This is a genomic window from uncultured Alsobacter sp., from assembly GCF_945952055.1.
Taxonomy (GTDB): Bacteria; Pseudomonadota; Alphaproteobacteria; order Rhizobiales; family Beijerinckiaceae; genus Alsobacter.
This window is the reverse complement of sequence record NZ_CAMFHB010000062.1, coordinates 23358-32829: the sequence shown is the minus strand read 5'-3', so window position 1 is coordinate 32829 and position 9472 is coordinate 23358. Positions and strand designations below refer to the sequence as shown.

The window sequence follows — 9472 nt, the reverse complement described above, 5'->3', positions numbered from 1 at the left end:
CGACCCCTATTTCGGCTTCGCGGTGCCGACCTCGGTGCCGGGCGTCGAGCCCCACATCCTCTATCCGGTGAAGACCTGGGCCTCGAAGGCGGAATTCGCCGAGACGGCCAAGAAGCTCGTCGCCATGTTCAACAAGAACTTCGAGAAGTTCGAGCAGCATGTGGACGCGGACGTGAAGGCCGCGGCACCCGTGAGCCAGCTCGCGGCGCAGTGACCGCACCGCGCGTTCGCCTATGATGAAGGGCCCGGCATCCCATGCCGGGCCCTTTTTCGTGGCCGGAGCACGCCGATGCTGTTCATGGTGATCGAGACGTTCAGGGACGCCGACATGGTGCCGGTCTACCGGCGGCTGCGCGAGCGCGGCCGCATGCTGCCAGACGGCCTCGTCTATCGCGACAGCTGGGTCGAGCCCGGCTTCGGCCGCTGCTTCCAGCTCATGGAGTGCGACGACGCCGCGCTCCTGCAGGAATGGGTGCTCGGCTGGCGCGGCACGGGCGTCACATTCGAGATCGTGCCCGTGGTGCCGTCGGCGAAAACGCGGGCGCTCGTGGAGCCGGTGCTGGACAGGGAAGAGGGACTGGCGGGTCGCTAGAGGCGCTGCTCCGCTCCCCTTTTCCCCGCAATCTCTCGGCCGTCCTGGCCGGGCTTCGGCCCGGCCATCCACGACTTCGGGCAGAACACTGAGCCTTGCCCGGCAGAGTCGTGGGTGCCCGGGCCAAGCCCGGGCATGACGCGCGGAGAGAGAGAGAGGTCCTCGAGAAAGTCCGATCCCTCAGTGGATCTCCGGCTCCGGAATGGGCGCGGTGCCTTCCAGGAAGTCGTAGTCGCAGCCCTCGTCGGCCTGCTTCACGTGCTCGGCGTGGAGCTTCACGTAGCCGCGCAGCTCCGGGCGGGGCTTGGGCGTGAAGGCGGCGAGGCGGGTCTTGAGCTCCTCGTCGGAGATCTCGAGGCGGATGGTGCGGGCCGGCACGTCGACGGTGATCATGTCGCCATTCTTCACCGCGGCGAGCGGACCGCCGACATAGGACTCCGGCGCGACGTGGAGAATGCAGGCGCCGTAGCTGGTGCCGCTCATGCGCGCGTCGGAGATGCGCACCATGTCGCGCACGCCCTGCTTCAGCAGCACCTTGGGGATCGGCAGCATGCCCCATTCTGGCATGCCGGGACCGCCCACCGGGCCGGCGTTGCGCAGCACCATGACGTGATCGGGCGTCACGTCGAGGCTCTCGTCGTTCACCGCCTTCGACATGGCGTCGTAGCTGTCGAAGACGATGGCGGGACCCGTGTGCTTCAGGAGCCGCGGCTCGGCGGCCGTCGGCTTGATGATGCAACCGCCGGGCGCCAGGTTGCCGCGCAGCACGGCGATGCCGCCGCCCTTGGCGATGGGATTGTCGAGCGGACGGATGACGTCCTCGTTCCAGACCTTGGCGTCGGCGATGTTGTCGCGCATCGTCTTGCCGGTCACCGTCAGCTCGTCGAGCTTGAGGTGCGGCATCAGCGTCTTGAAGAAGGCCTTGAAGCCGCCGGCGTAGTGGAAGTCTTCCATCAGCCAGTCGCCGGACGGACGCAGGTTGGCGATGACGCCGACCTCGTTCGACAGCGCCTCGAAATCGTCGAGCGTCAGGTTGATGCCGGCGCGGCGCGCCATGGCGAGCACGTGGATGATGCCGTTGGTGGAGCCCGCCATCGCCATCAGCGCCACGATGGCATTGTGGAACGAGTTGCGGGTGAGGATGCTCTTGGGCGTCAGGTCTTCCCAGACCATGTCGACGATGCGGCTGCCGCAGTCCATCGCCATGCGGGAATGCCCGCTGTCGGCCGCCGGGATCGAGCCGGCGCCGGGCAGCATCATGCCCATGGCCTCGACGATGCCCGCCATGGTGGAGGCGGTGCCCATGGTCATGCAGGTGCCGAAGGAGCGGGCGATGCCGGCCTCCATCTCCTGCCAGTCGGCCTCGGTGATGCGGCCGGCCTGCTTCTCGGCCCAGTACTTCCAGACGTCGGAGCCGGAGCCCAGCACCTTGCCGCCCCAGTTGCCGCGCAGGAGCGGACCGGCGGGCAGGAAGATCGCCGGCACGTTCATGCTGATGGCGCCCATCAGCAGGCCGGGCGTGGTCTTGTCGCAGCCGCCGAGCAGCACGGCGCCGTCGATGGGGTGGGAGCGCAGCAGCTCCTCGGTCTCCATCGCCAGGAAGTTGCGGTAGAGCATGGTGGTCGGCTTCACCATGACCTCGGCCAGCGACATGGCCGGCAGCTCGATGGGGAATCCGCCCGCCTGCCAGACACCGCGCTTCACCTCCTCGGCGCGCTGGCGCAGGTGGGTGTGGCAGGGATTGATGTCGCTCCAGGTGTTGATGAGGCCGATCACCGGCCGCCCGACGAAGTCCTCGTAGCGGTAGCCCATCTGCAGGGTGCGCGAGCGGTGGCCGAAGGCGCGGAGGTCCGAGGCGCCGAACCAGCGCTGGCTGCGCAGGCTTTCGGGGGTCTTCTTGCGGGTCATTGGAGCGTTTCCGGTCGTGATCGATCATGGGCCGGCGAGCCGGCGGGAGCCGGCCGCCAGCATAAGCGGCTTGGCGGCGGTGTCACCCGCCGGCGTCGTTCATTCGGCGGCGGCGCGCGCGGCGAGCAGGCCCCAGCTGCGCAGGACGTCGGCCAGGATCTCGCGATCCGCGCCGCTGAGCTCGGGCAGTCCGGGCAGGCGCACCGGGCCGACCGGGAAGCCGATCTGCTGCAGGGCTTCCTTGACCACGGTGACGTTGGCGCCGTTACCGAACTTGGTCCGCATGGTCTCGAAGCGGGCGATGGTGGAGACGAGGTCGCGCACCCGGTCGAGATAGCCGGCTTCGAGCGCCGCATGGATCGCCAGCGAGCGGGCCGGATCGACGTTGACGAGGCCGGAGGTGAAGCCGCGCGCGCCCACCGCGTAGAACGGCGCGGCCCAGCCCTCGGCGAGGCCGCAGACCCACAGCGCCGTGGTGGCCGATGAGGAGCGGACGGCCTCCGACAGCATCATCAGGTTGGTGGTGGCGAACTTCACGCCGGCCACGTTCGGGTGGTTGGCGATGCCGAGCAGGTCGGTGAGGCTCATGGCGTCGGAGCGCACATAGGCGACGAGCGGCAGGTCGACCTGGTCGGCGATGGCCATGAAATAGGCCGCCTGGGACTGCGGGGCGGCGAAGGGATCGAGCGGCTGGTGCGCCATGATGGCGTCGGCGCCCTGGGCCTTGGCCCGACGGCCGAGCTCGAGCGCCTCCTTGAGCGAGCGCCCGACGGCGGCGGTCAGCTTCGAGCGACCGGCGTTCGCCTCGATGGCGGTGTCGTGCACGAGGCGGACCTCGTCGGGCGTCAGCGCGTAGAATTCGCCGGTGTTGCCGGCCGAGACGATATTGTGGATCCCGGCGACGGCGATCCGGTCGACGACGCGGGCCATGAGGGCGCGGTCGATCTGGCCGTCGGCGTCGTAGGGTGTGACGTGGACGCCGGAAATGCCCGCGAGGGCGGTGCGGATGGACTGGCTCATGATGTGCTCTCCCTGCGGTGTTCGAAGGCCGTCTTGACGTGCTGGCTTGCCGAGCGGACCACGTGGTCGCGCATGCAGCGTTCCGCGGCGTCCGCGTCGGCGCGGATCAGCGCCTCGCAGATGGCCGTGTGCTCGGTGAGCGCCCTTTGGCGCTCCTCGGGGTCGCCGAGGATGAGGGCGCGGGCGGTGTGGACGTAGATGCGCTGTCCGACGAGAATCCGCTGCAGGTACCGGCAGCCGGAAAGCTCGTGGATGGCATCGTGGAAGCGCTCGTTGAGCTCGATCAGCCGGTCCGTGTCGCCGTCGGCGGTCGCCTGCGTCATGTCGGCGACGCAGGCGCGCAGGCGCGCGGCGCCCTCGGCATCCATGCGGCCGGCGGCCACGCGGGCGATCATGCCTTCCAGCGCGGCGCGCGCGAGGGCCATCTCCTCGGCCTGGCGGGCATCGAAGGTGACCCGGACGCCGCGCCGCGGCTCGGTGATGACGAGGCCCTCGCCCTCCAGCCGGCGCAGCGCCTCCTTCAGCGGTGTCGTGGACACGCCGAGCTCGTGGGCGACCTGGCGTTCGTTCAGCACGGTTCCGGAGGCGATCTCGCCGGCGATGATGGCCCGGCGCAAGGTCTCGTGGACGTGCTCGCGCAGGCCCTTCAGGAAGATGGGATCGACGGGCTCGAGCCTGGGGCGGGGGACGCGGAGCGGATCGGCCGGATCGGACTTTGCGGACATGGGACCGGCGGTTCCGTGCTCTGCGGGTCCGGCAGCCTTCTCCGGCGGCCCGTTGCCTCGCTGTTGAAACTTGATATATCAAATCCATTCCGAGTCAATCGGCACTGTCCGGAGGAACGCCATGCAGATCGAGACCCCCGTCGTCACGCAGCTCATCGACGTTCCGCTCGGTTGCGGCGAAGGTCCCTGCTGGTCGGCCGCCGAGGGCGTGCTCTGGTTCGTGGACATTCCGGGCCCGACCCTCTTCCGCTACGACCCCGCGACGAAGGACCTCCAGCGCTTTGCCATGCCGAGCGCCATCGGCAGCTTCGGGCTGGTGCCCGACGGACGCCTCGTGGTGGCGCTGAAGCACGGGATCCATTTCTTCGACCCCAAGAGCGGCAAGCTCGAGTTCCTCGTCCATCCGGAGGCCGACATTCCCGGCAACCGCTACAATGACGGGAAGATCGGCCCCGACGGCTGCTTCTGGGTGGGCAGCATGGACGACCGGCCTGGCGACAAGGAGCCGACGGCCGCCCTGTACCGCATCGACATCAAGGGCCGCTGCGACAAGGTCCTGACCGGCCTCACGGTCTCCAACGGGCTGGCGTGGACGCCCGACGGGCGCACCATGTACCACTCCGACAGCCGCCAGCGGTTCGTCCAGACCTTCGACTTCGACGCCCGGACCGGTGCGCTGGCCAACGGCAAGCGGATCCGCATGCTGGAGGAGCAGGACGGACGCCCGGACGGCGCCGCGTGCGACGCGGAGGGCCATTACTGGTCGGCCGGGGTGTCGGCCGGGGTGCTCAATCGCATCGCGCCGGACGGGACCATCGTGCGCAAGATCGCCATGCCGGCCGCAGCGCCGACAATGCCGTGCTTTGCCGGTCTGGGCCTGAAGACGCTTTACGTCACCTCGCTGGCCACCGATCGGCTGGGACCCAAGCAGTTCGGGACCCTGATGGTGCTCGACGTCGGCGTTGCCGGCGCGCCGATCGCACGGTTCGGCGAACCGCTGGCCTTATGATGTGGCCCCCGCCGGTCAGTTCGCCGAGACCAGGCCGAGCTTGACCGCACGCGCCACGGCGTGGGTCGAGTTCCGGGCATTCAGCTTGTTGCGGCACCCCTGGAGGTAGCCGCGCACCACGCGCTCGGAGATGCCAAGCTCCGCCGAGACCTCGTCGCTCGTCAGGCCGTGAGCGATCAGTTGCAGGATGTCGCGCTCCCGGGGCGACAGCTTGCCGAGCCCGCCGCGCATCTGGGCGGCTCCGATGTCGAGGACCCGCCGGTGGATGGCCTGTGCCAGGGTCAGCCAGTCGAGCAGCCGTCCCTGCTTCAGCGCGTCCCAGGCCGCGTCGGCCACGTCGGCCATCACCGAGAAGACGCCGAAATCGCCGCCCGAGCCACGAATGGGAAACGAGAGGCCCTGGCGCGGGATGCCGAACTCGCGAGCCTCGGCCGCGATCCGGCGGCCCGCCGCGTCGGCGGGCGGCAGATCGCGCCAGTCGACCGGCCCGATGGCCTGGCGCGCGGCCCGCACCACCGGATCGATCCGGACGTAGTCGGCCGCCGCGTAGTGGCGCAGCCAGGCTTCGGGGAGGGTCGATACCGGAACCCAGGCTTGCGTGTCGCCTTCCGCGAGGGGAGGAACACCCCAATAGCCTGCATGCTCGACATTGTATTCGTGGACGATGTCGCGCAGCGCAACCCTGAGGTTGCTCAGACTCCGAGCACGATCAAGGCGCTCAAGACCCATGGCTGGCGCGAAAATCTCTCCCATTGGAATGTCTTACGGTCCGCTGTGGCATGGCCCAAGCTGGACTATGATTTTGTATCTCTGTCAAGTTTACAAGACGTCGCTGCCGTATCCCGCATGAGGACGCCTCTTTACGAGTGTAATACCTTCGCTCTGCAATCTCTGCATGAAACCGTCGCGGCGGCCGTCATGGCCTCGGTCACGCTTTTCCGGGACCGTGGAAACCAGACATAAAGAATTCTTTATGTCTTTATTGAACACCGACGGGCGCGGTGGTATAGAGCCGCCGACCCATTTCCCGGAGCGAAAGCCGAGCCATGACCCATCATTTCAATGACTACCGCATCGCCGACATCGGGCTCGCCGACTGGGGCCGCAAGGAAATCACCATCGCCGAGACCGAGATGCCCGGCCTGATGTCGACGCGCGCCGAATACGGCCCGTCGCAGCCCCTCAAGGGCGCCCGGATCGCCGGCTCGCTGCACATGACCATCCAGACGGCCGTGCTCATCGAGACGCTGAAGGCGCTCGGCGCCGATGTCCGCTGGGCCTCGTGCAACATCTATTCGACCCAGGACCATGCGGCCGCCGCCATCGCCGCGGCCGGCACGCCCGTTTTCGCCATCAAGGGCGAGAGCCTCGAGGACTACTGGGATTACACCCACCGCATCTTCGAGTGGGCCGACGGCGGCACGCCGAACATGATCCTGGACGACGGCGGTGACGCGACGCTGCTGATCCACCTCGGCATGCGCGCCGAGAAGGGCGACACCGCCTTCCTCGAGGGTGCGACGAACGAGGAGGAGGAGGTTCTCTTCGCCTCGATCAAGAAGCACCTGAAGAGCAACCCCGGCTGGTACACGCGCAACGGCGAAGCCATCAAGGGCGTCACCGAGGAGACGACCACGGGCGTGCATCGCCTCTACATCATGGAGAAGGAGGGCAAGCTCCTCTTCCCGGCGATCAACGTCAACGACAGCGTCACCAAGTCGAAGTTCGACAACCTCTATGGCTGCCGCGAGTCGCTCGTCGACGGCATCCGCCGCGGCACCGACGTCATGATGGCCGGCAAGGTCGCCATGGTCGCGGGCTTCGGCGACGTGGGCAAGGGCTCGGCCGCTTCGCTGCGCAACGCCGGCTGCCGCGTGCTCGTGTCGGAAATCGATCCGATCTGCGCCCTGCAGGCCGCGATGGAAGGCTACGAGGTCACCACGATGGAGGACGCCGCCCCGCGCGCCGACCTCTTCGTCACCGCGACCGGCAACGTCGACGTCATCACGGTGGACCACATGCGCGCGATGAAGGACCGCGCCATCGTGTGCAACATCGGCCACTTCGACAGCGAGATTCAGATCGGCGCGCTGCGCAACCTGAAGTGGCACAACGTGAAGCCGCAGGTCGACGAGGTCGAGTTCCCCGACGGCAAGCGCATCATCGTGCTGTCGGAAGGCCGCCTGGTGAACCTCGGCAACGCCACCGGCCACCCGTCCTTCGTGATGTCGGCGTCCTTCACCAACCAGACGCTGGCTCAGATCGAGCTGTGGACCAAGCAGGGCCAGTACGACAAGAAGGTCTACACCCTGCCCAAGCACCTCGACGAGAAGGTCGCCGCGCTCCACCTCGAGAAGATCGGCGTGAAGCTCACCAAGCTCAGTGACAAGCAGGCGACGTATCTCGGCCTGCCGTCCCAGGGCCCGTACAAGCCGGACCACTACCGGTACTGAGGTACTGCGGACGCCTTCGCGTTCACTGCACCCTCTCCGCCGTCATCCCCGGGCTTGGCCCGGGGACCCACGACTTTTCCGCGGGCATCCCGAAGTCGTGGGTGCCCGGGCCAAGCCCGGGCATGACGCGCAGAGGTATTTCGGCCCGATAAAGAGGTGCCGATCGAGACCTCTTCGCGAGCCCACGTCTTCGCAAGCCCACGTCACATCACGCCGCCTTCTGGTTGACCGCCTGCTTGGCGAGCTGGCTCAGCAGCGCGTCTGTCTTCTTCTCTTCCTGCAGCGTCTGGTCGAGCAGGCTGACGGCCTCCTTCAGGCCGAGCTGTCCGGCCCAGGTCTTCAGCGTGCCGTAGCGCGAGATCTCGTAGTGCTCCACCGTCTGGGCGGATGCCAGGAGGCCCGCATCGAGCGCCTCGGAGCCCTTGAAGTCCTCCAGGATTTCCTTGCTCTCTTCCACCAGTCCCTGCATCGCCTCGCAGGTCTTGGCGCGCGCCGGCTTCTGGATGATCTCGAACACCTTCTCGAGGCGCTCGACCTGGCCCTCGGTCTCGTCGCGATGCGTCTCGAAGGCCTTGCGCAGCTCGGCGGTGCCGGCGGCCTTGGCCATGCGCGGCAACATGCGCAGGATCTGCTTCTCGGCCGAATAGACGTCCTTCAGCGTTTCGAGGAACAGGTCCTCGAGGGTCTTTTCCTTGGCGGCTGCGGCCATCGTCGTGCTCTCCGGTTGATCATGGAGGCCGAACAACAGCTTGTGGCGAGGGGAGTTCCCGGAAAGTGGCGGTCCCGACAGGACTCGAACCTGTGACCTTCGGTTTAGGAAACCGCTGCTCTATCCTGCTGAGCTACGGAACCGCACGGATTTGCGTCTAGCACAGTCGAAAAGCGTTTGCAGCCGTCTCGCGCGCCAGCGAGTTCAATCCGTGGTGCGTAGACCGCGCCCGGGCGCGGGCCAGACTCGCGCGATGCCACGATGCCGGATCCTACCTGTCGTCATCGCCCTGCTGGCCGCGCTCGACGCATCCGCCGCGGTGCCCGAGACCCCGGCCGGGTGGTCGGCCTGCCTGCCGCGGCGGGGGTCGACGGCGGAAAGCCTGGCGCCGGCCGGCGGCCTCGACCTGGTGCGCGGCCGCGGCGGGTCCGTCAGGCTGGCCGGCATTGAGGCTCCCCCGCCGGGGGCCGGCATCGCGGCCCTGACCCTGGCCGCCGCGCTCGAAGCCCGCCTCGCCGGCATCCCCGCCTCCGTCGAACCGCTGGGCCCGGCCGACCGGTGGGACCGGATCCCGGCCCTGGTGGCGCTGGCCGGCCAACCGCTTGCGGCGCTGCTCGTCCGGGACGGGCTCGCCCGGGTGCGGCCCGACGAGACGCCGCCCGTATGCCTGCGCCAGCTGCTGCGCCTGGAGGAGGAGGCTCGCCGCGCCCGGCGGGGGCTTTGGGCCGAGGCCGACGCCGTGCTGGACGCCGGCGCCGTCGCGGGCCGGCCGGACCTTCATGGACGGTTTACCATCGTCGAGGGTCGGGTGAGCCGGCTTGGTCACGGACGTGTCAATATTTACCTCAATTTTGGCACGATCTCGCGGCACGACCTGAGCGTTACCGTCCAGAAACGAGCCTTGCAGAGGCTGGAGGCTTCGGGCATGACGTGGTCCTCGATCGAGGGGCGCCGGGTTCGGGTGCGCGGCATCGTGGCCGGAACGGGGCGTCCGACGCTGGCGGTCGGGCGGCCCGAGGAGATCGAGCGCCTCGACTAGGATTCGCAGAACGGTGA

Annotated in this window: 9 protein-coding genes, 1 tRNA gene and 1 pseudogene; 5 read left to right on the top strand and 6 right to left on the bottom strand. The window is 68.2% G+C overall.

Annotated elements, in window-relative coordinates:
• Together Q0Q47_RS28115 and Q0Q47_RS28110 are read left to right on the top strand one after the other, a co-directional pair.
• Positions 1-214 (top strand): annotated as a pseudogene (locus tag Q0Q47_RS28115) (phosphoenolpyruvate carboxykinase (ATP)); the annotation flags it as partial.
• A gap of 75 nt (positions 215-289) precedes the next feature.
• The gene (locus tag Q0Q47_RS28110; protein ID WP_293867979.1) at positions 290-592 is read left to right on the top strand and encodes a DUF3303 family protein; all 303 of its coding nucleotides are present in this window, start codon (positions 290-292) and stop codon (positions 590-592) included.
• A gap of 180 nt (positions 593-772) precedes the next feature.
• Here the strand turns inward: Q0Q47_RS28110 and araD are convergent, their stop codons facing one another.
• From araD to Q0Q47_RS28095, 3 genes are all read right to left on the bottom strand, one after another.
• Positions 773-2500, bottom strand: coding sequence for an L-arabinonate dehydratase (gene araD / locus Q0Q47_RS28105; protein ID WP_293867977.1), 1728 nt, complete (start codon positions 2498-2500; stop codon positions 773-775).
• A 99-nt stretch (positions 2501-2599) separates the two neighbouring features.
• Positions 2600-3520 carry a dihydrodipicolinate synthase family protein gene (locus Q0Q47_RS28100; protein WP_293867975.1) on the bottom strand — a complete coding sequence of 307 codons (921 nt, stop codon included), beginning with the start codon at positions 3518-3520 and terminating at the stop codon, positions 2600-2602.
• The gene (locus Q0Q47_RS28095; RefSeq protein WP_293867973.1) at positions 3517-4245 is read right to left on the bottom strand and encodes a GntR family transcriptional regulator; all 729 of its coding nucleotides are present in this window, start codon (positions 4243-4245) and stop codon (positions 3517-3519) included. The genes Q0Q47_RS28100 and Q0Q47_RS28095 overlap by 4 nt, the downstream gene beginning before the upstream one ends.
• Before the next feature lie 121 nt (positions 4246-4366).
• On the opposite strand from Q0Q47_RS28095, the gene Q0Q47_RS28090 reads away from it, so the two are divergent.
• Positions 4367-5254 (top strand): SMP-30/gluconolactonase/LRE family protein, encoded by an 888-nt coding sequence (locus Q0Q47_RS28090; protein ID WP_293867971.1) that lies wholly within the window; start codon positions 4367-4369, stop codon positions 5252-5254.
• Between the two features lie 15 nt (positions 5255-5269).
• Here the strand turns inward: Q0Q47_RS28090 and Q0Q47_RS28085 are convergent, their stop codons facing one another.
• Complete coding sequence (locus tag Q0Q47_RS28085; RefSeq protein WP_293867969.1) at positions 5270-6007, bottom strand: LuxR family transcriptional regulator; 738 nt, start codon at positions 6005-6007, stop codon at positions 5270-5272.
• A gap of 293 nt (positions 6008-6300) precedes the next feature.
• On the opposite strand from Q0Q47_RS28085, the gene ahcY reads away from it, so the two are divergent.
• Complete coding sequence (ahcY, locus tag Q0Q47_RS28080; protein WP_293867967.1) at positions 6301-7707, top strand: adenosylhomocysteinase; 1407 nt, start codon at positions 6301-6303, stop codon at positions 7705-7707.
• Between the two features lie 208 nt (positions 7708-7915).
• On the opposite strand, the gene Q0Q47_RS28075 is transcribed toward ahcY, so the two are convergent.
• Positions 7916-8416, bottom strand: a complete 501-nt coding sequence (locus tag Q0Q47_RS28075; RefSeq protein ID WP_293867965.1) for a ferritin-like domain-containing protein — start codon at positions 8414-8416, stop codon at positions 7916-7918.
• A 66-nt stretch (positions 8417-8482) separates the two neighbouring features.
• Positions 8483-8559, bottom strand: a tRNA-Arg gene (locus Q0Q47_RS28070).
• A gap of 110 nt (positions 8560-8669) precedes the next feature.
• Between Q0Q47_RS28070 and Q0Q47_RS28065 the strand changes: the two genes are divergently transcribed.
• Positions 8670-9455 (top strand): thermonuclease family protein, encoded by a 786-nt coding sequence (locus Q0Q47_RS28065; protein WP_293867963.1) that lies wholly within the window; start codon positions 8670-8672, stop codon positions 9453-9455.
• The last annotated feature ends 17 nt before the right edge of the window (positions 9456-9472 follow it).

What these genes read in the sequence shown, in the direction of transcription:
- Q0Q47_RS28065 (WP_293867963.1), top strand. Translation starts at nt 8,670, where the DNA reads ATGCCACGATGCCGGATCCTACCTGTCGTCATCGCCCTGCTGGCCGCG.
- Q0Q47_RS28095 (WP_293867973.1), bottom strand. Translation starts at nt 4,245, where the DNA reads ATGTCCGCAAAGTCCGATCCGGCCGATCCGCTCCGCGTCCCCCGCCCC.
- araD (WP_293867977.1), bottom strand. Translation starts at nt 2,500, where the DNA reads ATGACCCGCAAGAAGACCCCCGAAAGCCTGCGCAGCCAGCGCTGGTTC.
- Q0Q47_RS28075 (WP_293867965.1), bottom strand. Translation starts at nt 8,416, where the DNA reads ATGGCCGCAGCCGCCAAGGAAAAGACCCTCGAGGACCTGTTCCTCGAA.
- Q0Q47_RS28085 (WP_293867969.1), bottom strand. Translation starts at nt 6,007, where the DNA reads ATGGGAGAGATTTTCGCGCCAGCCATGGGTCTTGAGCGCCTTGATCGT.
- ahcY (WP_293867967.1), top strand. Translation starts at nt 6,301, where the DNA reads ATGACCCATCATTTCAATGACTACCGCATCGCCGACATCGGGCTCGCC.
- Q0Q47_RS28100 (WP_293867975.1), bottom strand. Translation starts at nt 3,520, where the DNA reads ATGAGCCAGTCCATCCGCACCGCCCTCGCGGGCATTTCCGGCGTCCAC.
- Q0Q47_RS28090 (WP_293867971.1), top strand. Translation starts at nt 4,367, where the DNA reads ATGCAGATCGAGACCCCCGTCGTCACGCAGCTCATCGACGTTCCGCTC.
- Q0Q47_RS28110 (WP_293867979.1), top strand. Translation starts at nt 290, where the DNA reads ATGCTGTTCATGGTGATCGAGACGTTCAGGGACGCCGACATGGTGCCG.